The organism is Vibrio sp. M250220 (genome assembly GCF_036533795.1).
Lineage (GTDB): Bacteria > Pseudomonadota > Gammaproteobacteria > Enterobacterales > Vibrionaceae > Vibrio.
On record NZ_JATABI010000007.1, the window covers coordinates 95,790 to 121,514 of the forward strand.

22 protein-coding genes, 1 pseudogene and 1 other annotated feature are annotated in these 25,725 nt (G+C 45.8%); of the genes and pseudogenes, 9 read left to right on the forward strand and 14 right to left on the reverse strand.

The window, feature by feature from the left end; genetic code table 11:
- Positions 1-91 precede the first annotated feature (91 nt).
- Both ubiU and QTN94_RS04885 read left to right on the forward strand, forming a co-directional pair.
- Positions 92-1,105 carry a ubiquinone anaerobic biosynthesis protein UbiU gene (gene ubiU, locus QTN94_RS04880; protein ID WP_331427081.1) on the forward strand — a complete coding sequence of 338 codons (1,014 nt, stop codon included), beginning with the start codon at positions 92-94 and terminating at the stop codon, positions 1,103-1,105.
- 20 nt (positions 1,106-1,125) lie between these two features.
- On the forward strand, positions 1,126-2,004 hold the full coding sequence (locus tag QTN94_RS04885) for a U32 family peptidase (RefSeq protein WP_331427083.1): 879 nt from the start codon (positions 1,126-1,128) through the stop codon (positions 2,002-2,004).
- A 45-nt stretch (positions 2,005-2,049) separates the two neighbouring features.
- Here the strand turns inward: QTN94_RS04885 and QTN94_RS04890 are convergent, their stop codons facing one another.
- From QTN94_RS04890 to rpsO, 5 genes are all read right to left on the reverse strand, one after another.
- Positions 2,050-3,387: an MATE family efflux transporter gene (locus QTN94_RS04890; protein ID WP_331427084.1), complete on the reverse strand. Its 1,338-nt coding sequence runs from the start codon at positions 3,385-3,387 to the stop codon at positions 2,050-2,052.
- Between the two features lie 60 nt (positions 3,388-3,447).
- Positions 3,448-3,858, reverse strand: coding sequence for a MarR family winged helix-turn-helix transcriptional regulator (locus QTN94_RS04895; RefSeq protein ID WP_331416193.1), 411 nt, complete (start codon positions 3,856-3,858; stop codon positions 3,448-3,450).
- 108 nt (positions 3,859-3,966) lie between these two features.
- Entirely contained in the window at positions 3,967-4,878 is a 912-nt protein-coding gene (gene nlpI / locus QTN94_RS04900; RefSeq protein WP_331427085.1) for a lipoprotein NlpI, read from the reverse strand.
- Between the two features lie 120 nt (positions 4,879-4,998).
- The gene (pnp, locus tag QTN94_RS04905) at positions 4,999-7,131 is read right to left on the reverse strand and encodes a polyribonucleotide nucleotidyltransferase (RefSeq protein WP_331427087.1); all 2,133 of its coding nucleotides are present in this window, start codon (positions 7,129-7,131) and stop codon (positions 4,999-5,001) included.
- A gap of 288 nt (positions 7,132-7,419) precedes the next feature.
- Positions 7,420-7,689 carry a 30S ribosomal protein S15 gene (gene rpsO / locus QTN94_RS04910; protein WP_005472830.1) on the reverse strand — a complete coding sequence of 90 codons (270 nt, stop codon included), beginning with the start codon at positions 7,687-7,689 and terminating at the stop codon, positions 7,420-7,422.
- 375 nt (positions 7,690-8,064) lie between these two features.
- On the opposite strand from rpsO, the gene mtnN reads away from it, so the two are divergent.
- From mtnN to QTN94_RS04930, 4 genes are all read left to right on the forward strand, one after another.
- Positions 8,065-8,760, forward strand: a complete 696-nt coding sequence (gene mtnN / locus QTN94_RS04915) for a 5'-methylthioadenosine/S-adenosylhomocysteine nucleosidase (RefSeq protein ID WP_331416190.1) — start codon at positions 8,065-8,067, stop codon at positions 8,758-8,760.
- A 14-nt stretch (positions 8,761-8,774) separates the two neighbouring features.
- Positions 8,775-9,728 (forward strand): cobalamin biosynthesis family protein, encoded by a 954-nt coding sequence (locus QTN94_RS04920; protein WP_331427088.1) that lies wholly within the window; start codon positions 8,775-8,777, stop codon positions 9,726-9,728.
- Entirely contained in the window at positions 9,729-10,550 is an 822-nt protein-coding gene (gene btuF / locus QTN94_RS04925; protein ID WP_331427090.1) for a vitamin B12 ABC transporter substrate-binding protein BtuF, read from the forward strand.
- Positions 10,551-10,623: 73 nt separating this feature from the next.
- Positions 10,624-11,244, forward strand: a complete 621-nt coding sequence (locus QTN94_RS04930; protein WP_331427091.1) for a TRIC cation channel family protein — start codon at positions 10,624-10,626, stop codon at positions 11,242-11,244.
- 198 nt (positions 11,245-11,442) lie between these two features.
- Here the strand turns inward: QTN94_RS04930 and thrC are convergent, their stop codons facing one another.
- The 3 genes from thrC to thrA are packed head-to-tail and all read right to left on the reverse strand — an operon-like array spanning position 11,443 to position 16,155.
- Positions 11,443-12,726, reverse strand: a complete 1,284-nt coding sequence (thrC, locus tag QTN94_RS04935; protein ID WP_331416188.1) for a threonine synthase — start codon at positions 12,724-12,726, stop codon at positions 11,443-11,445.
- Positions 12,723-13,679 carry a homoserine kinase gene (thrB, locus tag QTN94_RS04940; protein ID WP_331427099.1) on the reverse strand — a complete coding sequence of 319 codons (957 nt, stop codon included), beginning with the start codon at positions 13,677-13,679 and terminating at the stop codon, positions 12,723-12,725. The genes thrC and thrB overlap by 4 nt, the downstream gene beginning before the upstream one ends.
- A 16-nt stretch (positions 13,680-13,695) precedes the next feature.
- The gene (gene thrA / locus QTN94_RS04945; protein ID WP_331427092.1) at positions 13,696-16,155 is read right to left on the reverse strand and encodes a bifunctional aspartate kinase/homoserine dehydrogenase I; all 2,460 of its coding nucleotides are present in this window, start codon (positions 16,153-16,155) and stop codon (positions 13,696-13,698) included.
- 28 nt (positions 16,156-16,183) lie between these two features.
- Positions 16,184-16,303, reverse strand: a sequence feature (Thr leader region).
- A 284-nt stretch (positions 16,304-16,587) separates the two neighbouring features.
- On the opposite strand from thrA, the gene QTN94_RS04950 reads away from it, so the two are divergent.
- A complete protein-coding gene (locus QTN94_RS04950) occupies positions 16,588-17,049 on the forward strand; it encodes a hypothetical protein (protein WP_331427093.1) in 462 nt (153 codons plus the stop codon).
- Here the strand turns inward: QTN94_RS04950 and QTN94_RS04955 are convergent.
- Together QTN94_RS04955 and QTN94_RS04960 are read right to left on the reverse strand one after the other, a co-directional pair.
- Positions 17,046-17,531 (reverse strand): putative 4-hydroxy-4-methyl-2-oxoglutarate aldolase, encoded by a 486-nt coding sequence (locus tag QTN94_RS04955; RefSeq protein WP_331427094.1) that lies wholly within the window; start codon positions 17,529-17,531, stop codon positions 17,046-17,048. The genes QTN94_RS04950 and QTN94_RS04955 overlap by 4 nt on opposite strands.
- An 86-nt stretch (positions 17,532-17,617) precedes the next feature.
- Entirely contained in the window at positions 17,618-17,872 is a 255-nt protein-coding gene (locus QTN94_RS04960; protein ID WP_331416185.1) for a DUF3293 domain-containing protein, read from the reverse strand.
- Positions 17,873-18,197: 325 nt separating this feature from the next.
- Here QTN94_RS04960 and arcA point away from each other — a divergent pair, with 325 nt between their 5' ends.
- Positions 18,198-18,914, forward strand: a complete 717-nt coding sequence (gene arcA / locus QTN94_RS04965; protein ID WP_138971825.1) for a two-component system response regulator ArcA — start codon at positions 18,198-18,200, stop codon at positions 18,912-18,914.
- Between the two features lie 108 nt (positions 18,915-19,022).
- Here the strand turns inward: arcA and hldE are convergent, their stop codons facing one another.
- The 3 genes from hldE to QTN94_RS04980 form a co-directional block, all read right to left on the reverse strand.
- Entirely contained in the window at positions 19,023-20,453 is a 1,431-nt protein-coding gene (gene hldE, locus QTN94_RS04970; protein ID WP_138971826.1) for a bifunctional D-glycero-beta-D-manno-heptose-7-phosphate kinase/D-glycero-beta-D-manno-heptose 1-phosphate adenylyltransferase HldE, read from the reverse strand.
- Between the two features lie 60 nt (positions 20,454-20,513).
- On the reverse strand, positions 20,514-23,354 hold the full coding sequence (glnE, locus tag QTN94_RS04975; RefSeq protein WP_331427095.1) for a bifunctional [glutamate--ammonia ligase]-adenylyl-L-tyrosine phosphorylase/[glutamate--ammonia-ligase] adenylyltransferase: 2,841 nt from the start codon (positions 23,352-23,354) through the stop codon (positions 20,514-20,516).
- A gap of 112 nt (positions 23,355-23,466) precedes the next feature.
- On the reverse strand, positions 23,467-24,723 hold the full coding sequence (locus QTN94_RS04980) for a methyl-accepting chemotaxis protein (RefSeq protein WP_331427096.1): 1,257 nt from the start codon (positions 24,721-24,723) through the stop codon (positions 23,467-23,469).
- Positions 24,724-24,832: 109 nt separating this feature from the next.
- On the opposite strand from QTN94_RS04980, the gene QTN94_RS04985 reads away from it, so the two are divergent.
- Positions 24,833-25,582: a potassium channel family protein gene (locus QTN94_RS04985; protein ID WP_331427097.1), complete on the forward strand. Its 750-nt coding sequence runs from the start codon at positions 24,833-24,835 to the stop codon at positions 25,580-25,582.
- Positions 25,583-25,639: 57 nt separating this feature from the next.
- Here QTN94_RS04985 and QTN94_RS04990 read toward each other — a convergent pair.
- Positions 25,640-25,725: pseudogene (locus QTN94_RS04990) on the reverse strand (IS200/IS605 family transposase); the annotation flags it as partial.

Below are 25,725 nucleotides of genomic sequence, written 5' to 3' on the forward strand. Positions count from 1 at the left end.
AAACTCACTCAAACCTGCCTTATATCAAATTTGCCATTCATAATTCTTCATAAAATGCTCAACAATTTTATGAGACAGTCTGGTAAGAGCAATGGAACTCCTATGCCCTGCAGGTAACTTGCCTGCACTAAAAACTGCAATTGATTGTGGCGCTGATGCGGTTTACATCGGTTTTAAAGATGATACCAATGCCCGTCACTTTGCGGGTTTAAACTTTACAGGTAAGAAACTGGAAAAAGCCGCTCAGTACGTTCATGACCATAAGAAGAAGATTCATGTCGCTCTCAACACTTTCGCTCATCCAGACGGATTTAGCCGTTGGACCGATGCGGTCGACCGTGCAGCGGATAATGGCGTAGATGCTCTGATTGTGGCAGATATCGCGGTACTTGATTACGCATCGCAAAAGTATCCTGACTTAGAACTTCACTTATCAGTACAGGCCTCGGCAACAAACGTCGCGGCTATCGATTTCTACAAGAACAACTTTAACGTCAAGCGCGTTGTTCTGCCTCGTGTTCTTTCGATTCATCAGGTGAAACAGCTATCACGTAATATCACCAGCGATGTCGAACTTGAAGTGTTTGCGTTTGGCAGCCTATGCATCATGTCTGAAGGACGCTGCTATCTCTCCTCATACATGACTGGAGAATCACCAAACACAGTGGGGGCATGCTCGCCTGCCAAATATGTTCGTTGGCAAGAAACCGAGAAAGGGCTTGAGTCTCGCCTCAACAACATTCTTATTGACCGTTACAGCGAAGGTGAAAATGCAGGTTATCCGACCTTATGTAAAGGCCGTTTCACCGCCGTTCTAGAAGAGCAAACCAAGGCTTATCATGCTTTGGAAGAGCCAACCAGTTTGAACACCCTCTCTATGCTCCCTGAGCTGTTTGCCGCGAACGTAGCCTCGGTAAAAATCGAAGGACGCCAACGCAGCCCTGCCTACGTGGAGCAGGTAACACGTACTTGGCGAGCCGCTATTGATCGCTATCTCGCAAACCCTGAAGGCTACCAAGTCGAAGCGGCTTGGGATGCGACTCTAGCAAACGTGTCAGAAGGTAAGCAAACAACACTCGGTGCATACCACCGCAAGTGGCAGTAGAGGTCAATATGGAAAAAAACATGAAATACGCGCTTGGCCCACTACTCTATTTCTGGCCAAAGCAGGATGTCGAAGCTTTTTATAATCAGGCTAAAAGCAGTTCAGCAGATATCATTTATTTGGGTGAAAGTGTTTGCTCTAAACGACGTGAAATGAAACCAAGTCATTGGTTTGATATTGCCAAAGAGCTTAATTCTGCTGGCAAACAAGTTGTCCTTTCGACCATGGCTCTTCTCGAAGCGCCGAGCGAAGTCAACATCATGAAGAAGTATATCGATAATGGTGACTTCGCGATTGAAGCCAATGACGTTTCTGCAATCCAGCTAGCCTCTGAGCGTAAGGTACCGTTTGTGGTTGGCCCTGCGGTCAATACTTACAATGCCCACACACTGAACCTATTTCTTAAACAGGGCATGATCCGTTGGTGCATGCCTGTCGAGCTGTCTCGTGAGTGGCTGAGCAAAGTATTAACCCAATGTGATGAGATTGGTATTAAGGATAAGTTCGAGGTCGAAGTCTTCAGTCATGGCTACCTACCTTTGGCTTACTCAGCTCGATGCTTTACCGCAAGAGCAGAGAATCGTGCCAAAGACGATTGTGAGACCTGCTGTATTAAATACCCAACAGGCATTCAAGTAAGCAGCCAAGAAGGCCAGCAAGTGTTCAACCTGAACGGCATCCAGACTCAATCAGGCTATTGCTATAACCTGATCAACGATCTGCCAAGTATGCAAGGATTGGTCGATGTCGTACGCCTGAGTCCACTTGGCCTCGATACCTTCTCGCAAGTTGAAAAATTCCGCGCGAACGAGAGTGGTCATAGCCCAGATCAAATCGATAACCGTCAGTGCAACGGTTACTGGCATCAACTGGCCGGTCTCGAAGTGAAGAACGTCTAGTTAAATTTATGACACATGTTAAAGGGCTCAAATGAGCCCTTTTCTCTATGCGGTGACCTGTTCGGTCGATGTCACTGTTATGCGCTTGATATCTTTCCACAGCATCGTCATCACCACCAAGCTGAGTGCAATGTTGGACAATGGGTACGCAATCCAGATACCCGGCACACCAAACAACTTAGGCATCAGATACAAGAAAGGCAACTGCACCAACATATTGCCAACAGTGACAAACAGCGCTTTACTCCCCTTGTTGATCGCTTGGTAGTAAGCACCAGCAACCACTAAGAAGCCGTCGAGTGCCATAGAAAACATGTGCAGACGAATTCCCATCACCGTATGTTCCATCAACTGTGCGTCATCCTTATTAAAGACAGAGACAAATTGAGTTGGGAATAGATTGAGTAATACCACAAATACACTACCCACTATCACCGCTGAATACATCGCAACTTTTAGAAGTTTGCGGATGTTTTGTTGGTTTCTCGCCCCATGATTGTAGCTGACCAAAGGCTGCATACCATTTGCAATACCTTCTGCTGTGAGATAGTAGACGGTGACGATATAACCTAGTATGGCGTAAGCGCCAATCATCAACTGATCGCCATATTGAGCAAATAGTGCGTTGTGCAGTGCAACCATCATAGAACCATAGGCATACATAAAGAAACTGGATGCGCCAATCGCAAAGATGTTGGGGATGATAGCCAGCTTTAAACGCAAATCAGCCCACTTCAAACGCAATCTCGCATGAGATGAAAAAAAGTAAGCTAAACCCGATACGGTGACCACACCTTGTGCAATAGCGGTAGCTATCGCGGCACCGGTTAACTCCCAGCCCAACACAGCAATTAAGAGGTAATCTAAGGCGATGTTAACGAATGCACCAATGACCATAAGCATGGTCGCAATATTTGGGCTTTCATCATTACGCAGCAAAAAAGGCATCGCAATCGAGCCCAAAGTAAAAATACAGGCCCCAATCAAGATATGTAAGTATTGTAACCCCAGCTCAAATACTCGGCCTTCAGCTCCCTGCCAACGAAGAAAATCATCTGCGAACAGATAAAGAACAACCGAGACCAAAGGCACCAAAGCGATAAGTAGCAGTAATCCCGTCGCGAGGATCTGTTTTGCACCTTGGTTGTCTTTTTTTCCTTGTTGTATTGAAACGAGTGCTCCGGTTCCGACACCAACCAGCATACCTAGCCCAAGAATCGAACCAATCATAGGCCAAGCGACGTTAATGCCCGCTAAGCCATCAGCACCAACATAGCGACCAATGAAGACGCCATCAACGACTTGATATAGACCGTTGACCAGCATTGCTGCCACGGTAGGTATCGTGTATTTCCAAAACTGTTTATAAATGGATGTTTGCATTTTCTCACCACTAGTTAGCATAGCTAACTAAATAGATAATTTTTTCTGACTTCGAGTTAATTATTTAAGTGCTTTTTCTAACAAGCTGATCAAATGGCTGTTTTCAACCTCAGTCAGTTTGTTGCCAATAGACTCCGCGATCCTGCGGTAAACCACTTGTTCAAGCGAAAGGTCTTTAATGACCTGCTCCGTTAGAATCACTCGCTTAGCGCGTCCATCTTCATTACATGAGATCCGTGAAACTAAGCCTTTATTCTGCAATCGTGCCACCATATTCGAGGCGGAAGGCTTACTCACTTTCATCTCTTGAGCTAAATCGGTGATACGAATCCCCTGAGCGTGTTCTTGTATCACTCGAAGATAATCGTATTCATTAAAACTCAAGTTTGATAACGCATCTTCTTTGGCATGAACTCGCCACGCTTTGGAACAGAATCGTTCCAGTTCCATTAAGCTATTTTCTAGAGTCATTGTCTGCACATTTAGTTAGCAAGGCTAACTATTTTAGTCTTCATTTTTCCATCTGGCAATAAAAAGCCGCTGCAAAGCAGCGGCTATCCGAACTCACATCATCAATGTTTATTCTATCTCAAGCGCTTTGGCTTTATTCTTGGCAAGATGTTCAGCTTTAACTTGATTGTAGATTCGGCTAAGTTCCAAGAACGAATAACGATGTTCTACATACTCAAAGACGTTGAACGAAATCGCCAGTTTGTATAACGATATGGCGCTCGCAAAGTCACCTTCAGCTTGATAGCGCTTACCCAAGTAGAAGTAAGCCTCTGTTAGACGCTGAGCCAAAACAGTATTGTCTCGGGTTCCGGCTAAAATGGCTTTAAAGGCCTGGTCTTCAGACACTTCTCCAAGCGTAATGGCAACCAGTACCCAACCCCATTGCTCATCACGAGTCTGATAGACTTTGAGTAGCTCTTCACGAGCTACATCCGGTTGCTTTTCCTGCTTAATGATATAGCGCCACAAAGCACGAAATGGATCGCCAGGGTCCTCATCATAATGCTTTTGCATATCTTCTAAAGCAAGGTCAATCCGATCACCATAGTAAAGCGCAATGGCACGGTTGCGTGCGGCATAAGAATTATCCGGAGCTAACTCTAAGGTAGAATCAAAAGCATCGTACGCAGCATCAAACTCGCCCACCTGGGTAAAATAAACGCCAAGTAAATTAAACAGATCTGGCTGGGCAGGATTAAAAGCAAGTGACTGATTGTAATCTAAACGAGCGAGATCTCTCAGACCAACACTACCATAGTAGTTACCGCGTTCATAAAGCATTTTGGCTCGAACATCATTCGAAAGATCGGGTCTTTGTAAGAGTTGAGATAAACGCGCAATCTGAACTTCTTGCTGCACACTGGCTTGCAAAGGAACCGCCATTGGTGGATATAGCCACTGAGCGTTGTTGCTTGAGGTCGATGCACAGCCTGCCGTAGCTATAGCGAGACTAAGCGTAGCGGTTTGAAACCATTTCACAGATCGATACTCCTGTTACTGAGTTTGCACTCAGAGTAATCCGCAATAAAAAAGGGAGCGTAATGCTCCCTTTATAACATGCTTTTAGCGTAATAAGCTAATTAGCCTATCAAGCTCGCATTATGCGTCTGTAGCAGGTTTTTCTTCAGCAACGACTTCCTCAGTCTGTTCTACCGCTTCTTTCATGCTTAGACGAACGCGGCCCTGACGGTCGATTTCAAGAACTTTAACTTGAACTTCTTGACCTTCAGCAAGGTAGTCAGACACTTTTTCTACACGCTTGTCTGCGATTTGAGAAATGTGTACAAGACCATCTTTACCAGGAAGAATCGTAACGAACGCACCAAAGTCAGCTAGACGTGCAACTTTACCTGTATAGATACGGCCTACTTCAACTTCAGCAGTGATCTCTTCGATACGGCGAATCGCTTCTTTTGCTGCTGCGCCTTCAGTTGCAGCAATCTTGATTGTACCGTCATCTTCGATTTCGATAGTTGTACCCGTCTCTTCAGTTAGAGCACGGATAACTGCACCACCTTTACCGATAACGTCTTTGATCTTCTCTGCGCTGATCTTCATTGTGTGAATACGCGGAGCGAACTCAGAGATATCTTCACGAGCACCAGAAATCGCTTCATCCATTACAGATAGGATGTGCTTACGTGCACCTTGCGCTTGGTTAAGAGCAATTTGCATGATCTCTTTAGTGATACCTTCGATCTTGATATCCATCTGAAGTGCAGTGATACCTTCGTTAGTACCTGCTACTTTAAAGTCCATGTCACCTAGGTGGTCTTCGTCACCAAGGATGTCAGAAAGAACAACGAAATCATCGCCTTCTTTCACTAGACCCATCGCGATACCCGCAACAGAGGCTTTGATTGGTACACCAGCATCCATAAGAGCTAGAGACGTACCACATACAGAAGCCATTGAAGATGAACCGTTAGATTCAGTGATTTCCGATACAACACGTACTGTGTATGGGAACTCATCGATAGATGGCATTACAGCTGCAATACCACGCTTAGCCAGTTTACCGTGACCAATCTCACGACGCTTAGGAGAACCTACAAAACCCGTTTCGCCAACACAGTATGGAGGGAAGTTGTAGTGTAGTAGGAAGTGATCTTTACGCTCACCAGTTAACTCATCGATGATTTGAGCATCGCGCTGAGTACCTAGAGTCGCAGTTACTAGTGCCTGAGTCTCACCACGAGTGAATAGTGAAGAACCGTGAGTACGTGGAAGAACGCCAGTACGAACGTCTAAAGCACGAACCATGTCTTTCTCACGACCGTCGATACGTGGGTTACCAGCAATGATGCTGCGACGTACAACTGTCTTCTCTAGATCGTGGAAGATAGTGTGGATTTCTTTGGTGTTTGCTTCTGGATCTTCAGCAAGTAGCACTTCATTAACTTCTGCCGCGATCTCGTGGATACGACCGTAACGAGCCATCTTCTCAGTGATTTGGTACGCTTCAACAAGCTTAGCTTCTGCAAGTTCTGCAATCTTAGCTACAAGTGTTGTGTTCTCTTCTGGAGCAACCCAATCCCAAACTGGAGTAGCAACTTCTGATGCGAACTCGTTGATTGCGTTGATAACAGCTTGCTGTTGATCGTGGCCGTAAACAACTGCTGCAAGCATCTCTTCTTCAGTTAGGTTGTCAGCTTCTGATTCAACCATTAGAACTGCAGATTCCGTACCCGCAACAACAAGGTCAAGCTTAGATGTTTCTAGCTCAGTGTTGCTTGGGTTTAGTACTAGTTGACCGTCAATGTGACCAACACGTGCAGCACCAATAGGACCGTTGAATGGGATACCAGAGATAGCTAGCGCTGCTGAAGTACCAATCATAGTTACGATATCAGGTTGAACGTCTGGGTTTACAGACATAACCGTAGCGATTACTTGAACTTCGTTTTTAAACGCATCTGGGAATAGAGGGCGAATTGGACGGTCGATTAGACGAGCAGTCAGAGTTTCACCTTCAGATGGGCGACCTTCACGCTTGAAGAAACCACCAGGGATTTTACCTGCAGCGTAAGTACGCTCTTGGTAGTTAACTGTTAGAGGGAAGAAGTCTTGACCTTCAACTGCCTCTTTTTTACCAACAACAGAAACAAATACTGCTGTATCATCCATAGTTACCATAACGGCAGCTGTAGCTTGACGAGCGATAACGCCAGTTTCTAGAGTAACTGTGTGGTTACCGTACTGGAACGTTTTAACAACTGGTTTTTCGAACATTGTTATTCCTTTCTCTAAGCACGTGCTTAGATTGAGTTAATTAAATTACTCAAGGCATTACGAATCGCGACTAGTAAAAGAATACTGCGGGGCAATAGCCTTTTAATAGTCGCGACCTTTTGGCCGACATCGGTGACTGTAATGCAAAAAGTATTGTGGAGATAAAACCACTAAGGTGGTTATAGCCGGACGTAGTATAAACTACTTAGCAGAGGTTTTGCACAATTTAGGCCACAAAAAAGGGGCGTATAGCCCCTTTTTCGACAAACTGTTCTATGCAGCCGCTGATTAGCGACGTAGGCCTAGACGCTTGATTAGATCTTGGTAACGAGAAAGGTTTTTGCCTTTCAAGTAGTCAAGAAGCTTACGACGGCGAGAAACCATACGTAGAAGACCACGACGGCTGTGGTGATCGCCTTTGTGCGCTTTGAAGTGACCTTGTAGGTGGTTGATAGAAGCTGTAAGTAGAGCTACTTGAACTTCTGGTGAACCTGTATCGCCTTCAGTTTGAGCGTATTCTGCAACGATTGCTGCTTTAGTTTCTGCATTCAGAGACATAATTCTCTCCTAATAAGAGTAAGTTTAAATTTGTAGCAGCCAATCTCTGATTCAGCCGCTACGCGAAGCGCGGATTATATGAGATGTATATGGGTTAAGCAATAGGTAATTGATCGAGAACATGATGTCTTATTAAGGAGTAGTTCTGTCAACACCTTTAACACTATAGGTTTTATCAACTTACTGCCCGCCCCCACCTCCAACAGGGCAAAGCCCGTCCTAAATTCTCGAAGGACGAAGTCCGGTCTCGATTCTCGGAGCGAAGCGTTCTCGCCCTCTCTAAACTCTCGAAGGGCGAAGCCCGTTCCCATCTAGCCCTTTTCTGTTACACTTAGCTCCATTCAATTAGACCCATGTCAATTAACAGGATTCATTATGAAAATCGGCATCATCGGTGCAATGGAACAAGAAGTTTCGATCCTTAAACAAGCAATTGAAAACCGCCAAGAAGTAAACAAAGCAGGTTGCACTTACTTCTCTGGGCAGATCAATGGTGTAGATGTCGTTTTACTTCAATCCGGCATTGGCAAAGTGTCAGCAGCGGTTGGCACCACAATTTTACTGGACGAGTACCAACCTGACGTGATCATTAACACTGGCTCTGCGGGTGGTTTTGATTCTAGCCTCAACGTTGGTGATGTTGTGATTTCAACTGAAGTTCGCCACCACGATGCCGATGTGACGGCATTTGGCTACGAAATGGGGCAAATGGCACAACAACCAGCGGCATTCATTGCAGATGAAAAATTGATGGATGTAGCAGAGAAAGCGCTGTCACAAATGGAAGATAAGCACGCAGTTCGCGGCCTAATATGTACTGGTGACGCTTTTGTATGTAGTGCGGAACGTCAGGCATTTATCCGCAAACACTTCCCATCGGTTGTCGCGGTAGAAATGGAAGCCGCAGCGATCGCTCAAACTTGTCACCAGTTCAAAGTTCCTTTCGTTGTAGTGCGCGCAATCTCTGATGTGGCTGACAAAGAAGCAGGTATGAGCTTTGATGAGTTTCTTCCGCTAGCCGCTCAAAGCTCATCTGAAATGGTTATCAAGATGGTTGAACTTCTAAAGTAACTTAAAGAGACATCATGGAAGATCTGTTTCAGCAACTCTACTCAAATGGCGCGCTCCTCGTGTTGTGGGGCGCTTTATTATGCCATCTGATATTGCCCTTTCCCCGCGAAGCTCATCCAGCCATTTTGTGGCATAAATTCGCCGAGCAATTAGCCGATAAAGTCAACGTAAACAACAGCTACCAGCAAAGTATCATTTCAGGCAGCTTAGCTTGGCTACTAATGATTCTGCCTATGCTAGCCGTTGTAATCGCGTTAAAGCCATTGGTTTGGCAGCCGCAACTTTTTGAGCTGGCCTTTCTCCTTCTTGCCATTGATTGGCGCAATACAGATAAATTTACCGCTCAATTCGTTGCCGCTCTCGCCCGCGAGGACAAAGAGCAAGCAAAGATGCTAATTAAGCCGCTGATAAATCGCTCCACCGATCCTTTATCGCTACTCGGACTTGGCAAAGCCGGCTCTGAAACCTTGATTATGTCTTACGGGCGTAATGTCGTTGGAGTACTGTTTTGGTATGCCATTGCTGGCGGTATTGGGGCTTTTGGCTATCGAATGTCGGTAGAACTGGCTCGTGCTTGGTCCCCTTCAAGACAAAAGTTCTCGCCGTTTGGATTGACTGCTGTGCGTGCTGTCGCCGTCCTCGATTTTATCCCTTTGCGCCTGTTTGCGCTCATGATCGCCGTCGGTCACCGAGCAAAAGCCTCTGTCCAACTCATTCAACAGCAAGCAAGTTCTTGGCCTCTTCCTGGACCGGCTTGGCTGATCGTCGCTGTGGGCGGTAAGTTGGAGCTATCTTTGGGTGGCCCTGCCATCTACGACGGTAAAAAATCCGTACGCGCTAAGCTCGGCGGTCGTATTGCACCATCTGCCATACATGTGGCTCAAGTTCAGAAGATGTTGGCTTGGCGCATGTTCATTTGGATCATTATTCAAAGCCTGCTTATGGGCCTATTCTATCAAGGTATTTAGATGCGCCTTATCGTTGCCAGTTTGGCTGCACTGGTTATTCCCAGCCTTTTCGCAGCCCCCGTAGAGCGAATCATTAGTTTAGCGCCACATGCGACAGAGATTGCTTTCGCTGCGGGACTGGGTGACAAGCTTGTTGCGGTCAGTGAGCGTAGCGACTATCCAGAACAGGCAAAAACGCTGGAAAAAGTGTCCAATTATCAGGGCATAAAAATCGAGCGAATCATTGCACTTCAACCAGACCTAGTCATCGCTTGGCCCGCAGGTAACCCAAACGGTGAGCTGGAGAAGCTAAAGCAGTTTGGCATCAATATTTATTACTCACAAACCTCGTCTCTTAGCGATATCGCTAATAATCTCGAACAGTTAAGTGAATACTCAGACGATCCCAATATAGGCAAACGAGCCGCAGCCGACTTTAGACAACAATTAGAAAAGCTTAAAAACGAGTACCACACAGAAACACCTGTTCGCTACTTCTATCAATTAAGCGCCCAACCCATCATCACCCTCGCCCAAGAGAAATGGCCAAGTGAAGTATTTACATTCTGCGGGGGCGTCAACGTCTTCGCCGACAGTGTCGCGCCTTATCCTCAAGTTGGGCTGGAACAAGTTATCATCAGTAACCCAGATGTCATCTTCTCTTCTGAACATGCTATTGCCGATGGCAATATGTGGCACAAATGGGCACACCAACTTGATGCTGTTCAAAATAAACATGTCTGGTCTTTAAACTCAGACTGGCTAAACCGACCGACGCCGAGAACACTCTTAGCGGTCAAACAAGTTTGCGAGTATTTTGATAACGTTAGGCGAAAACACTAACGGTCAATGGTGATATCTCGTACAATCCAGTCTCACTTTTATTCGCAACTTTTTAGTAAGAGATTTTAGTAACATGGACTCCATGCTGCTTTATTTGATCGACTTGTTCGGTACAGCTATTTTTGCTATTTCAGGCGTTCTACTTGCAGGCCGCTTAAAGATGGATCCATTTGGTGTCACCGTTTTGGGCAGTGTCACTGCTATCGGTGGCGGTACGATTCGTGATATGGCTCTTGGAGCAACCCCGGTATTCTGGATCACTGACACCAACTACTTATGGACTATCCTAATTACCTGTTTGATCACTATGCTCATCGTTCGACGACCTAAACGCCTAGCGTGGTGGGTTTTACCAGTGTGTGATGCGATTGGATTAGCCGTCTTTGTCGGTATTGGTGTAGACAAAGCGATGCATTATCAAGATTCAGCGTTGGTCGCTATCATCATGGGTGTAATAACGGGTTGTGGCGGCGGCATCATTCGCGATGTATTAGCGCGTGAAGTCCCAATGGTACTACGAAGTGAAGTCTATGCGACTGCGTGTTTGATTGGTGGGGTATTCCATACCACAGCCTTAGCGATTGACTATGATAACGATACAGCTTTCCTCGCAGGTGTAGCTTCTACACTGATTATTCGCTTAGGCGCTATTCGCTGGCACCTTTCGTTACCGACATTTGCTTTGAACAAATAAGAGAAACGAGAAGCGAGAAGCGAGAAGCGAGAAGCGAGAAGCGAGAAGCGAGAAGCGAGAAGCGAGAAGCGAGAAGCGAGAAGCGAGAAGCGAGACCTCTCGAAGGGCGCAGCCCGTTCTAAATTCTCGCAGGACGAAGTCCATCCTCGAAGCGAAGCGCTCTATAAAACAAAGGCCGCCTGAGCGACCTTTGCTAACTTATTTCTGCACTCGACGCAGGACTTCTTTCAATGCATCGAAATCATTGGCGAGGTCTTCAGACAGCAAATCCATCACTGCATGTTTTGCTAGCGGGCCTGGCAGGTCAATATCTGTACCTAAAATATCGTCAACCACTTCCTTGAACTTCGCTGGATGTGCTGTACATAGGAATAACCCTGTCTCACCTTCTTGAAGCTGCTCTTGCAGCACTCGATAGGCGATCGCACCGTGCGGTTCACACAGATAACCTTGTTGGTACAGCTCTTTTACTGATGCCGCGCTTTGCTCATCACTCACCGCACCTTTACCTAACGTCTCTAAGCCCCAATCTTTCACTTGGCATAGCTCTTCGATACGCGGCCAGTTGTTTGGCTGACTCACATCCATCGCGTTTGAAGTGGTTGCAACCGTTGGTTTAGGATCCCACTTACCCGTTTCTAAGTAACGTGGCACGGTATCGTTCGCGTTAGTCGCAGCAATGAAACGCTTAATCGGCAAACCTAGAGCTTTTGCTAACAAACCGGCTGTCAGGTTACCAAAGTTACCACTTGGTACCGATACCACGAGGTTTTCACGCTGCTCTTTGCTTAGTTGAGAAGCGGCCTCAAAGTAGTAGCAGATCTGAGCCATTAGGCGGCTAATGTTAATTGAGTTAGCGGAATTTAAGCCAATCTCTTCACGCAGAGCGGCGTCATCGAAAGCTTGCTTAACGAGCGCTTGGCAAGCATCAAAATCACCATCGATAGCAACCGTGTGGATATTGTTGCCAAGCGTACAGAATAGCTTTTCTTGCAGAGGGCTGATTTTGCCTTTCGGGTAAAGGATAACAACGTTGATATCTTCCATCCCATAAAAAGCGTGTGCCACTGCCGCACCAGTATCGCCAGACGTTGCTGTCAGAATCGTGATTTTACCACCATTAGAAACAGCAGCTAACGACTGAGCCATAAAACGGCCGCCGAAATCTTTAAACGCTAGAGTTGGACCGTGAAACAGTTCAAGGGCATAAACACCCTCTTTTACTTGCTTGATTGGTGCAGGAAATTGGAACGCTGCATCAACCATTGAATTTACTTTTTCTTCTGCTAACTCATCACCAATAAGTGCTGAGAGAATCTTAGTACTACGTGAAACAAAGTCTTCAGCTAAAAGCGCATCTACATCGTCAAACTTAGGCAGTTCTGATGGAAAAAAAAGGCCTTGGTTACGACCTAACCCTTGGCGCACGGCTTGGCCAAAGGATACTTGTTCGTCATTTTCTTTTATGTTGTACAGCTTCATAGCTCACTTCCTGTTACGTTCGAACCTTGCTTGTTGAGACGACAAACATGGACGAATCCTTCTTCATTTTGTACGTAGTTTTGTTCAAGCCAGCGTGCCACACGCTCAGCGACATCTTTATCTTTACAAATACTAAATAGCGTTGGACCACTACCCGAAATACCCGTCGCCAAAGCACCGGCTGCTACAGCGTATTTACGCGCTTCAGCAAAACCAGGTAACAGTTTCTCACGATACGGTTCAGCGATCACGTCTTTGATCATTTTCGCTGCCAGTTCAGGCTGATTAGAGTGGCAAGCATGTATAAAGCCTGCGAGATGACGACCGTGGGCGATAATGTCCTGACGGCGATATTGTGATGGCAGAATTGCACGCGCTTCGGCAGTCGAGACCTTGATTCCCGGATAAGCCATTACCCAATACCAATTGTCAAAACATGGCACTTCTTGACTGATAATGCCTAACTCTTCCAACATCAACTGTACGCCGCCAAGGTAACATGGTGCGACATTATCGTAGTGAACACCACCAGATATCTGTCCTTCCATTTCCCCCATTAATGCAAGCAACTCAGTTTCGTTGAGAGGTTCCCCATGGAAACGGTTGAGCGCATCCAAAGCAGCCACAATGGAACAAGCACTTGAACCTAATCCTGAGCCAATAGGCATATTCTTTTCTAGAGTCATCTCTAGGGGCAAAAGATCTTGACCTTTCTTGTCTAGCTCGCGAGTAAATACACGCCAGCAGTCATAAACAATATTCTCTTTCGGGTTTTCAGGTAGTTTTGAGACAAAGCTACCTGCTGTTTTTAGGCTAAACGGCTCATCGCCTGATTTAACCATAACTCGGTCACCCAGTAGCGTGCCATCAATGGGGGACACGGCCGCCCCCAAAACATCGAAACCAACGCTCACATTACCGATTGACGCAGGAGCATAAACAACGACATCCATACCTCGACTCATTTCTTTATACTCCTAATTTCCAACCTAATGTACGCATCACATCAGCAAACACACCTGCCGCTGTCACTTCAGTACCCGCACCGTAACCTCGTAATACTAATGGAATTGGCTGGTAGTAACGGCTGTAAAACGCCAACGCATTTTCACCATCTTTAATCTTAAACATTGGGTCGTTTTCATTGACCGCCGCAATGCTTACTCGACATTCACCATCCGAGATTTCACCCACGTAGCGTAGCACTTTTCCTTCTTCGGCTGCTTGCGCAGAAAGTTGTTGGAAATAAGCGTCTGCTTGAGGTAATCGCTGCATAAACTCTTCTATAGTGCCTGAGTCATCAAAGCCTGGTGGCAGAGCTTGATCAACAATGACATCTTCCAGTTCTAAGTTCATACCGGCTTCACGAGCAAGAATCAGTAGTTTACGTGCTACGTCCATACCCGACAGGTCATCACGTGGATCTGGCTCTGTAAAACCACTCTCTTTAGCAATATTCGTCGCTTGGCTAAGTGTCATACCTTCATCCAACTTACCGAATATAAATGATAGTGAACCAGACAAGATGCCACTGAAACGTTCCAGTTCGTCACCCGCTGAGATAAGATTCTGTAGGTTTTCAATAACAGGTAGACCCGCACCAACGGTTGTTTCGTACATCAATTTGCGGCGTGAGCTACGCGCAACATCACGCAATTGATGGTAGTAAGACATACTCGCGGTGTTCGCTTTTTTGTTCGGCGTAACCACGTGGAAACCAGCAGCTAAGAAGTCAGCATATTGATTCGCGATTAATTCACTAGAAGTACAGTCAACCAATACTGGGTTGATAATGTGGTTGCGTTGCACCAGCGAGATTAAGCGTGCCAGACTGAACTCTTCTGACGCATCTTTCATACGATCACGCCAGTGTTCAAGTGGAAGCCCTTCGCTATCCAACAGAAGTCCTTTACTGTTTGCCAAACCACAAACTCGTAAGATGATGCCTTTTTCAGCCAGTTTCGCTTGCTGACGATCAATCTGATCCACCAGTTCGCCACCCACACCACCAACACCAACCACAAACACATCGAGGAAGTGTTTTGAATTGAATAGGTTTTCATGACAGGCTTTGATGGCTTCTGAAATCTTATCTTCTGGGATCACTGCTGAGATAGCACGCTCAGATGAGCCTTGAGCAATCGCAACAATATTAACGTTAACTTCGGCTAACGAAGAGAAGAATTGAGACGCAACACCACGAGAAGTGCGCATTCCATCACCCACTAACGTTACGATCGCAACATCATTAAGGAACTCAACAGGCTCCAACAGACCATCTTTCAGTTCAAGCTCAAAAGCATCACCAAGCGCTTGCTCTGCGATTGCCTGATCTTGAGCTTCTATACAGAAACTGATGCTGTACTCTGAAGAAGACTGAGTAATCAAAACGATCGATACTCCCGCTGAGGACATCGCACCAAATACGCGGCTAGCCATGCCAACCATGCCTTTCATACCAGGGCCAGACACGTTAACCATAGTCAGGTCGCTGAGTGTGGTAATACCCTTGATCGCTAGGTTATCTTCACCCGTGTCTTGGCCAATGAGCGTCCCCGCACCTTGTGGGTTAAAACTGTTTTTGATCAGACAAGGAATATGGAATTGGGCAATCGGCGCGATGGTCTTAGGATGCAGTACAGACGCACCAAAATACGAAAGCTCCATCGCCTCTTGGTAGCTGAGAGATTTTAATAAACGCGCATCCGCTACTAAGCGAGGGTCACAGTTATAAACGCCATCAACATCAGTCCAGATTTCACAACAATCGGCACGAAGACACGCGGCCAAAACGGCTGCTGAGTAGTCCGAACCATTACGTCCTAGCGTCACTAACTCGCCTTCATCATTACCAGCAGTAAAGCCAGGCATGATGTTTACATGGCCTTGTGGAAGAGGATTCTGACGGAAGTTTTGAGTAGAGATTTCAACATCAACCATCGCTTCAAGATGATCACCACGAGCAAATAAGTATTGCACTGGGTCGATCAGACTGGCTGGTTGGCCTTTCGCCTCTAATACCGCTTTCATAAGCTGAATAGAAACTCGTTCACCTTTACTAATGATACGTGCGTTGACGTTGTCAGGGCACATACCCAGCAAGTTTATGCCATGAACGAATTGGCGCAGCTGAGATAGCGATGTTTTAACTTGATTGTCGTAAGCACTGCCATTGATGTTCGGCAGCACTTGCTTGATGTCTTGGTAAAGGTCGCGGAAAGAATCCTCAAGCTCGGCGATTTGCAATTCTGCTTCGCCATTTTTTAGCGCCCCTTCAATGACAGAAACTAATTTATTGGTCGTCTTGCCTGGTGCTGAAAGCACGACTGCGACTTCTTCTTGTTGAGCATTATTAGCAATGATATCTGCCGCTCGTAAAAAACGATCAGCATCGGCTAATGATGATCCTCCAAACTTTAAAACTCGCATCCCTTCCTCCAAATGTCTTAAATTGACATAAAAAAAGGCCTGTATCTTGTGGGATACAGGCCTTATTTATGATTTTCTTTCGCTTAGCAGCCTGCCCCAACAATAGCGATGTCGGTAATAATAATGGTAGTGGTCATTACTAGGCTTTGGTGCTGCATAAAATTAGTTTTCTATAACAATGTGTGTTTGCTTACCCATACGTTTAACCTATTTTTCATCTTCACGTCAATGAAAAGTTACTATTTTTTGTTCACACGCCGACTCTGCAGTCTTTACACAATGTGACCAACTTTCTCATAATTCCAACAACCAATGAAACCATAGGCACATATCATAATAACTAATTGCTATATAAAAGTTGCATCTAGTCCGGAAGTTTTATGCTTTAATTAATTTTGCAGTGGAATGCAGACGACAGCAAAGGAGTGGCGTATGAAAACAAGATTTAGCCTATCAGTGCTACTTTGCGCCTGCTCGTCATTTGCTGCTGAGTTGCCCGTACTCCCTTCCCAACAAAACGTTTCACCACACAAGCTTTTTATTTCCAGTACAAATGACAACAATGACTTTGATTCATGGAAAATAGACGGTGGTTATTCTTATAACATTTTCAGCAAGGTCGACCTGTACGTAGGTGCTCGTTTAAACAATAGCGAACGAGCAAACGAGACCGGTTTTTTGAGTGGCGTAAGTTACCAATTGACACCAAGATTCTCAGTAAAAAGTACCCTTCACTCCTACAGTGATGACACTCTGAATGATGGTAAAGAATCGACAATTGCAGCAGAAGTTTCAAGTCATATGAAGCTGACTGAGAATCTAGATATTCATGCCACTCTCGACTATCAAGAGTGGCAGAAAGGGATTGAAGTTGGTCTTGGATTTCGCTTCTAGGTCCAATCTAACAATTCAGTAGACATTAAAACACCATTCCAATCGGCGTAGATGTAATCACCTGGCTGAATCATTTGGTTGTGTATTGTTAAAGTGACATTGATTTCACCGACATCGCGTTTTTCTGTCTTAAACGGGCAAGCACCCAAGGCTTTAACCCCAAGATCCATTTCGGCCATTGCAGCAACATCACGTACAGCACCATTAACGATGACACCTTCCCAATTATTATCAATCGCAAGAATAGCTAATTGATCACCAAGCAAAGCTCTTTGACATGAGCCATGCCCATCGACCACCAGCACTTTGCCTGTACCATCCTGACTGAGCATTTCACGAACCTTGGAATTATCGTGATAGCAACGAACAGTGACAATTTCGCCAAAGAATGCATCCTTGCGACCGAAGCTATGCAATGGCAGCTCGAGCAAGGTGACTTTATCCGCATGTTTATCACAAATATCAGGGGTAATATCTTTCATTTTTCCTCCTTGAACTTCTAAAAAGTAAATCCTTTATCTGCAACGGGATCGCCAGTCACCAAGCAACACCGTTGTCTGTTTTTGTTCTAGGCACGAGATAAGGTAAAGCTTATCTCTTCGCACAACGAGAAATCCTCATTGCCAACATTGACCGACATACAACAAGTATGGCCTATTTCTGCTGCTAAGTACTGATTATTTCGATAATTCTCGTCCGGTGAGAGCCAAACGCTACTCGGATTCCAAGCTGTTATGATGGCAAAATTTTCGTACTTGATCTTACCTTCGAAACGAAAATAGGGATCACAATAGGCTTGCCATAGCTTTGCATCAATTATCATAAAACCAACAGTTTTACATTTACTGGACACTATTAATATTTGTTACATTCTAACTCTTGATATAAATCAACAAAGTGATTGGAATTAACACTTCTACGTTGTTAGCATGCTGTTAACATTATAGAATCCGCCTCAAAGACTAGTAGGATTCAGAGGATAAAGGACCTCTAAGGGTAGAAAAGAAGTACCACGGATGGCGGGCAATCAAAGAGAGTGTATTTTTACAGTCTTTGGTTTATTATCAACATCACATTACCTGTATGTTATGTTTTTGCCTAGAGTTTATTCTATTAGCACAAATTTTTCACAAGTTTAGGTACCGCCAATGCAAACCCCGCACATTCTTATTGTCGAAGATGAGCAAGTAACTCGTAACACTCTTAAGAGTATTTTTGAAGCAGAGGGATACGCTGTTTTTGAGGCCAGTGACGGTGAAGAGATGCACCAGGTGCTGTCTGATAACCAAGTTAACTTGGTCATTATGGACATTAACCTACCAGGCAAAAATGGTCTATTGCTAGCTCGTGAGCTACGTGAGCAAGCTAACGTTGCGCTAATGTTCTTAACAGGCCGCGACAACGAAGTTGATAAGATCCTTGGCCTAGAAATTGGTGCTGACGATTACATCACTAAGCCATTCAACCCGCGTGAATTGACTATCCGTGCTCGTAACCTACTAAGTCGTTCGATGAATTCAAGCGTCGTTAGTGAAGAGAAGCGTAGCGTAGATAAATACGTTTTCAACGGTTGGGTTCTGGATATCAATAGCCGCTCACTTGTTAGTCCAAGTGGTGATGGTTACAAACTACCTCGCTCAGAGTTCCGTGCACTACTGCACTTCTGTGAGAACCCAGGTAAGATCCAGACTCGCGCTGACCTGCTTAAGAAGATGACTGGCCGTGAGCTTAAGCCACACGACCGTACTGTTGACGTAACCATTCGTCGCATCCGTAAGCACTTCGAATCTGTTTCAGGTACACCTGAAATCATCGCAACCATTCATGGTGAAGGCTACCGCTTCTGTGGTGACCTAGAGGACTAATTCACCTCTGAATCAATTAGTAAAATGGAGCCAAATGGCTCCATTTTTCTTTGTTATAAAAAATGCTCACCGGACTGGTGAGCATTTTGTTAGCAATGGATAGTAAGGTTAGCCCCTACCACCTTTAATCGCATCAATGATTTCAGTCGTTGAACATCCATCTTCAAAGTTAAGTACTTTAACCTCACCGCCGTTGGCAATTACTTCCTTACCACCAGCAATATCTTCAGGTTTGTAATCACCACCTTTCACCAGCAGATCTGGAAGCACTTCTGAAATTAAGCGCTGTGGAGTATCTTCACCAAATGGCACAACCCAGTCCACTGCACCTAAACCTGCAAGTACAGCCATACGGCGATCCGTTGGGTTCACAGGACGACCTGGGCCTTTTAGGCGTTTTACTGACTCATCCGTGTTGACCGCAACAATAAGACGATCACCCAATTGTGCTGCATGGTTAAGGTAAGAGACGTGACCTGCATGAAGAATATCGAAACAACCATTGGTCATCACAACCTTCTCACCACATGCTTGAGCCTTTTTAACCGCTTCAATGAGGGCATGCTCAGAGATAACACCAAAATCGGTGTCTTGACTTCCATGAACGGCTTCAGCCAATTCAATAGTCGAAACGGTAGAAGTGCCGAGTTTACCAACAACTACGCCCGCAGCAGCGTTTGCAAGCGCACACGCTTCATCTAGAGGCTTACCAGCTGCAACAGAGGCAGCGAGAACAGAAATAACCGTATCTCCCGCACCTGTCACGTCGTACACTTCTTTTGCTTGTGTTGGCAAATGGAACGGCTCTTGACCACGACGAAGCAGCGTCATGCCATGCTCACTGCGAGTAACAAGCAGGGCTTCGAAATCAAACTGTTCAATTAGCGCTAAGCCCTTCTCAACCAACTCATCATTCGACTTAACTTTACCGACGACATGCTCAAATTCCGCCATGTTTGGAGTCAGTAGAGTCGCGCCACGATAGCGTTCGAAGTCCGCCCCTTTTGGGTCGATGAATACTGGCACGTTTGCAGCGCGCGCTTTTTGAATAAACTGCTGTACGTGCTCCAAAGCACCTTTAGCGTAGTCAGACAAGACAACTGACTTCACTTTTGGTAGCGCTTGCTCCATACGATCCAGAATAAGCTCAGCATCAACATTTTCAAACTTGTCTTCAAAGTCGAGACGGATAAGTTGCTGACCACGGCTAAGAACGCGGAGTTTAGTGATAGTTGGGTAGTTTGGCAGTCCCACAAAATCACATTTCACTTTCAATGCAGAGAGAGTTTCGTTGAGAACTTTGGCAGGTTCATCAATCCCTGTTAAACCAACGATATGAGCATGTCCACCAAGTGAGGCAATATTCATCGCTACGTTAGCAGCACCACCTGGTCGCTCTTCGTTATTTTCTACTTTAACTACAGGTACTGGAGCTTCAGGTGAAATACGGCCTGTAGGGCCATACCAATAACGATCTAGCATTACATCGCCGATAATTAGCACACCAGAATCACTGTAGTTCGGTAGGATTGGCTTCATTGTGGATCTCCAAATTCTAATTCGGGCAAGAGTTTAACATAGTGTTTTAGTGGTCAAAACCTATTCGAGCCACTCGTGCCATAGTTTAGTCACCAATTCACGTTCATTGATGAATTTATCTTCAGCAACATCTGCATCAAGGTTCAAAAGATTACGATGATGGATTTGGTCACGCATGGTGGTATAAGCACAGGTCAATGCCATCGCATCCTGCTCCTCCATGATGCCTTGTGCCATCATACTCTCAAAGATTCGAACGTTATCACTCCAGCGGGTCAGTTTTGGTTTTTGCTGACTAAATCGCAGTACAAGGTACTGAGCGAGAAATTCGACATCCGTGATGCCTCCTGGATCTTGCTTGAGCATAAAGCGACCTGCCTTTTTCCCCCCCAGATGGTCGCGCATCTTCACTCGCATCTCAGACACTTCTTTCCTCAAAGTGGCTTCGTCTCGTTCAAGTGAAAGAATTTCATGGCGGGTCTTTGCAAATGCCTGCTGTAATAATTCGTCACCATATATCATTCGTGCACGAACGAGCGCCTGATGTTCCCACGTCCAAGCTTCTTCTCGTTGATATAGGTCGAACGCATCACTAGGACTGACCAGCAAACCAGATGCACCAGAAGGACGTAAGCGAGTGTCCACTTCGTACAAGATCCCTGAAGCGGTTCGGGTTGAGAATATATGAATGATTCGTTGTGCCAGTCTGAGATAAAACTGGCGGCCATCGATTTCTTTCTTACCATCGGTATATACAGTAGCCGGGCAGTCATGCATAAAGACGATATCTAAATCTGAGTTGTAGCCTAGCTCCCAACCACCAACCTTGCCATAGCCAATGACGGCAAAGCCTTTTCCACTCCGTTCTTTAAGATGAGTCGGCTCTCCATACTTTTCAGCCATCTGCAACCACGCCTGCCCAACCACCGACTCAACAATCGCTTCCGCCAAATAGGTTAAGTGGTCACTTACTTTCATTACCGGCAGTGCACCCGCGATATCGGCTGCGGCGATACGCAAGATACAAATCTGCTTAAACTGGCGCAAAGCTTCCATCTGTTGCTCCATATCATCTTCAGGGATACGGGCCAAAAAGTCTCGCAACTCAGTGCGGTAACTATCCAGTGGAATCGGGTTATACAATTGTTGTGGGTCGATCAACTCATCAAGCAAAATCGGGTAGCGCCCCAACTGCTCGGAAATCATTGGACTGGCCGTACATAAACGGACTAACTGGGTTAACGCAGCATTGTGCTCATCTAACAGCTCAAGGTACGTTGTTCGCGTAACAATGTTATGCAATAAGTGCAGCACTCGAGGCAAACCAAACTTGGCGTCTTGATGAGAGTAAATAGCAGCGAACACTTTTGGCATCAAGCGATTAAGAACTTCACGACCACGTGGCCCGAGGGTCTTTTTCGCTAAATCTTGCTTGAATTGCATGATGGTACTGGCCATAGTCTGAGGCGATTCAACTGCCATATCCTGTTCAAGAATATTCTCGATAACATCTTGTTTTGCCGCCATATCCCATAGTTCAACAAAATGCTGAGCAATGTCTTGCTGTTCTTCTTCATCGTCTCCGATCAGCGCAGCAAACACGCCATGTACATTCGCCATGTGCGTTTCTACATCCGCGATAAGATCTGCCCAAGCGCCGTACCCCATGGCAACCGCAAGCTGCAATCGCTCAGTTTCACATTCGGGAAGAGTCTGAGTTTGTTTGTCTGCCATCGCTTGAAGCAGGTTTTCCAATCGACGTAAGAATTTGTAGGCCTCTCTTAAAGCCTGCGTTTCTGGTTTCGTAAGTAGCTCTAACGCTTCAACGGCATCAATCGTGACGAGCAGTCCGCGCTGACGTAGACTTGGCTCTCGGCCACCTCTTATCAACTGAAATACCTGGGCAATAAACTCAATCTCACGTATACCACCAGCACCGAGCTTAATGTTATTGCTGAGACCACGACGGCGAACCTCGCTGCTGATCATCGACTTCATGCGTCTAAGAGACTGAATCGCACTGAAATCGATATAGCGACGGAACACAAATGGGCGCAGCATTTGACGCAATTCTTGATATTGCGGGTACATCTCACTGCCCATGACCCGTGCTTTAATCATTGCGTAGCGTTCCCAATCACGCCCCTGCTCCTGATAGTAGTCCTCCAAAGCAGCGTAGCTCATTACCAACGGACCACTGTCACCAAAAGGACGCAGGCGCATATCAACCCGATAACAGAAACCATCAAAGGTCTGCTGATCAAGGGCTTTAATGATGCGCTGGCCTAAACGAGTAAAAAATTGAGCGTTCGCAATACTGCGGCGTGTTCCTTGCGTCTCACCATTTTCTGGATAGGTAAAGATCAGATCGATATCGGAAGAGAAATTGAGCTCTCCTCCGCCAAGCTTACCCATGCCAATGATTAGCATTGGCTGAGCCTCACCCTGAGCATTCATCGGCGTTCCCCACAGTTCACAGCAAGCATCGTACTGCCAATGATATGTCTCGAAAATCATCGCTTCGGCAAGCTGGGATAAATGAGTAAGGCTCTCTTCTAGTGACCACGAAGCGGTGAAGTCACGCCACGCAATATAAACCATTTCTCTGTTGCGGAACTGTCTCAGGACTCGATGTCCCTGCATTTCATCGCTGCATTCACTCAGCATACTGGCCAATCTTTCTCGGTATTGCTCGTAGCGCGAATTCTCTGCCAACATATGTGGCAACAATTGCTGAAGTTGCTCATCTGCCACCAAGGTATTACAGACAAACTGACTTAAACCTGCGACGTAGCTAAGTTGCTGTGTCAAAGAGTCAGGCCAGTGTGAAATTGCATCAGATTGAAATAATGAGTCGGTCGCAGACTGGGAGATGGAGACAAGACTTTCTGGCAGTTGCATGATTCTTCCTTGTGATAGAAATACCAGTTGAGTGAAAGGTAACGCTCTATTTATACCAATAAAAAACGCCCACTAGTAGCAAGTGGGCGTTTATTGCAATTAAGTTGAGAAGCTACACCTTAAATGAAGTGATTTTCTTATCCAGTTCCTCAGCATTTTGCTGCATGATTTCTGATGTCTCTAGCAACTCGGAAACCACGGTGACCGATGCTTGCACCAGCTCTCGCACATTCGTCAGGTTTTGACTCATCTCTTCAGCAACACTGCTCTGCTGACCTGCTGCGGTGGCGATTTGGAAGTTCATATCATTGATTTGATTGACCTGAATCACGATACCATCCAATTCGCTACCCGCGTTGGTCACCAATTCCACACCTTCAGCGGCTTCAACCACACTCTTTTCCATCAGTTCAACCGCAGAGTTGGCACTTGTTTGTAGCTGAGAAATCATCTCTTGGATTTCGACAGTCGCCTGCTGAGTACGCTGAGCAAGGTTGCGCACTTCGTCGGCAACAACCGCAAAGCCTCGGCCCGCTTCACCCGCACGTGCCGCTTCAATCGCGGCGTTGAGCGCTAGCAAGTTAGTTTGCTCAGAGATCCCTTGAATGGTACCAACCACACTGCCAATGGAATCGACACTCTCTTCTACTTGATTGACAGCCTGTGCTGAAGCTGAAATATCTTTAGAAAGTTCACTGATTTTCAAGACCGTATCTTGGACAAAGCGTTGACCTGTCTCGGCTTGTCCAGACGCACTTTCAGTCAGTGATGAAGCGTTTTGAGCGTGGCCAGCAACAGTTTGGACCGTCGATGTCATTTCGCTCATCGCCGTGGCTAGCTGATCAATCTCATTAAACTCTTCCTGCGCAGACTCCTTGGTTTCGGACATACTTAATGTCATCACTTCCGTCAGTCCTGCGAGCTCTTGAGACGCATCGATTTGCAAGCGGATCATTTCCTGTAGCTGAACGCGGGTTCTTTCAAGCTCACGCGCAACATCACCATATTCATCCTTACATTCCATCTCAATAGGAACAGAAAGGTCTCTGGCCGCCATTAATTTAATTGACTCGCTTAGGTATTGGGTTTGACGTAACATAACCCGTGCAGCGAATAAAAGGAGAACGACGAAAACAACAACCATGGCAACAGTTTGCCAAGCCACCTGTACTAGGTAGGCTTCATAATGCTGTTGCGCGACTTGAGCGTCTTGAGTTGCTGCAAGAAGAGCGTCGTAGAAGACACTCGCATCCCATAGTTGCTTTCCGATGATCAGTACTGTACTGAACACCATTAGCATCACCATTTTAGGAACCAGTCGAATATCCGTGATAACTCGTTCCCACGGCTTAAATGCCATCTCGGTCATTGTCCGTTCTCCAATAAATGAAATTTTTTGATTTCAGTGCTTTATACTAGAGTGATGCGGCGAATCCACTCCCTCGAACGCGCTGATTATGATTTTTTTCGAGCCTCGTATGAAAAGAGATATTACCAAAGACGACACTAAACCGATGAGCTTGTTGTCACTGATCCTGTCATTTATGGCGCTATTTGTGATCTCGGGCTTATTGTTCTTTCCACTCACCCCAGAAACTCGACAAGTTTTTATCGGCTTAGACTTTATTATCTGTAGCATTTTCATCCTACAACTCAGCATAGATATGATCCGTGCGACAGATCGTGTGCAATTTTTGAAACGTCATTGGATCGATTTTCTTGCCAGTATTCCAATGGTAGAACCTCTTCGCTTTGCGCGCATATTTCATATCATGCGTGTCATTTTGGTTATTCGATCTAGTCGCTACTTGTTAAAGCAACTTCTCAGCAATCGACGTGAAACGACGCTTGCTTCTATCCTATTGCTTATGGTTGTACTGCTGACGGTTGGATCCAGTATGATGCTGTTTATTGAAGGCTCGGATCCTGATGCCAATATTCAGACAGGGGGGGATGCCCTGTGGTGGGCGCTGGTGACGATCTCTACGGTAGGATATGGCGATCATTACCCGGTTACCAATAGCGGTAAGTTGCTGGCATCCGGTTTGATCATATGTGGTGTCGGCCTATTTGGTATGATCACAGGTTTGATTACCTCGTTGATCACTTCGCCAAATAAAATCCAAACAAAACGCTCTGAGAACAAAGAGCGATTGCTGGTCGAACTGGTCGAGAAACAAGATGAGATTCTAAAACGTTTAGACCGACTCGAGCAGCAACAACAGTAAATTACCACCTTCTAAAGAAGGTGGCTTTGTGTGAGCCCCCTAAAAGGGGGCCTTTGTTTAATCCAACGCCAACTGGTGCTGCTCTACTCGCTCTTGCTTCTCTTGATGTCTTACATATCGGCGTATGATTTCTTCATTGATTC

Bases quoted from the DNA above. Each gene is read 5' to 3' on its own strand.
- QTN94_RS04895 (WP_331416193.1), bottom strand. From the start codon at position 3,858: ATGACTCTAGAAAATAGCTTAATGGAACTGGAACGATTCTGTTCCAAA.
- QTN94_RS04930 (WP_331427091.1), top strand. From the start codon at position 10,624: ATGGACTCCATGCTGCTTTATTTGATCGACTTGTTCGGTACAGCTATT.
- btuF (WP_331427090.1), top strand. From the start codon at position 9,729: ATGCGCCTTATCGTTGCCAGTTTGGCTGCACTGGTTATTCCCAGCCTT.
- QTN94_RS04885 (WP_331427083.1), top strand. From the start codon at position 1,126: ATGAAATACGCGCTTGGCCCACTACTCTATTTCTGGCCAAAGCAGGAT.
- QTN94_RS04920 (WP_331427088.1), top strand. From the start codon at position 8,775: ATGGAAGATCTGTTTCAGCAACTCTACTCAAATGGCGCGCTCCTCGTG.
- QTN94_RS04955 (WP_331427094.1), bottom strand. From the start codon at position 17,531: ATGAAAGATATTACCCCTGATATTTGTGATAAACATGCGGATAAAGTC.
- rpsO (WP_005472830.1), bottom strand. From the start codon at position 7,689: ATGTCTCTGAATGCAGAAACTAAAGCAGCAATCGTTGCAGAATACGCT.
- QTN94_RS04985 (WP_331427097.1), top strand. From the start codon at position 24,833: ATGAAAAGAGATATTACCAAAGACGACACTAAACCGATGAGCTTGTTG.
- thrB (WP_331427099.1), bottom strand. From the start codon at position 13,679: ATGGATGTCGTTGTTTATGCTCCTGCGTCAATCGGTAATGTGAGCGTT.
- thrC (WP_331416188.1), bottom strand. From the start codon at position 12,726: ATGAAGCTGTACAACATAAAAGAAAATGACGAACAAGTATCCTTTGGC.
- thrA (WP_331427092.1), bottom strand. From the start codon at position 16,155: ATGCGAGTTTTAAAGTTTGGAGGATCATCATTAGCCGATGCTGATCGT.
- mtnN (WP_331416190.1), top strand. From the start codon at position 8,065: ATGAAAATCGGCATCATCGGTGCAATGGAACAAGAAGTTTCGATCCTT.
- hldE (WP_138971826.1), bottom strand. From the start codon at position 20,453: ATGAAGCCAATCCTACCGAACTACAGTGATTCTGGTGTGCTAATTATC.
- ubiU (WP_331427081.1), top strand. From the start codon at position 92: ATGGAACTCCTATGCCCTGCAGGTAACTTGCCTGCACTAAAAACTGCA.
- QTN94_RS04980 (WP_331427096.1), bottom strand. From the start codon at position 24,723: ATGACCGAGATGGCATTTAAGCCGTGGGAACGAGTTATCACGGATATT.
- glnE (WP_331427095.1), bottom strand. From the start codon at position 23,354: ATGCAACTGCCAGAAAGTCTTGTCTCCATCTCCCAGTCTGCGACCGAC.
- arcA (WP_138971825.1), top strand. From the start codon at position 18,198: ATGCAAACCCCGCACATTCTTATTGTCGAAGATGAGCAAGTAACTCGT.
- pnp (WP_331427087.1), bottom strand. From the start codon at position 7,131: ATGTTCGAAAAACCAGTTGTTAAAACGTTCCAGTACGGTAACCACACA.
- QTN94_RS04960 (WP_331416185.1), bottom strand. From the start codon at position 17,872: ATGATAATTGATGCAAAGCTATGGCAAGCCTATTGTGATCCCTATTTT.
- QTN94_RS04890 (WP_331427084.1), bottom strand. From the start codon at position 3,387: ATGCAAACATCCATTTATAAACAGTTTTGGAAATACACGATACCTACC.
- QTN94_RS04950 (WP_331427093.1), top strand. From the start codon at position 16,588: ATGAAAACAAGATTTAGCCTATCAGTGCTACTTTGCGCCTGCTCGTCA.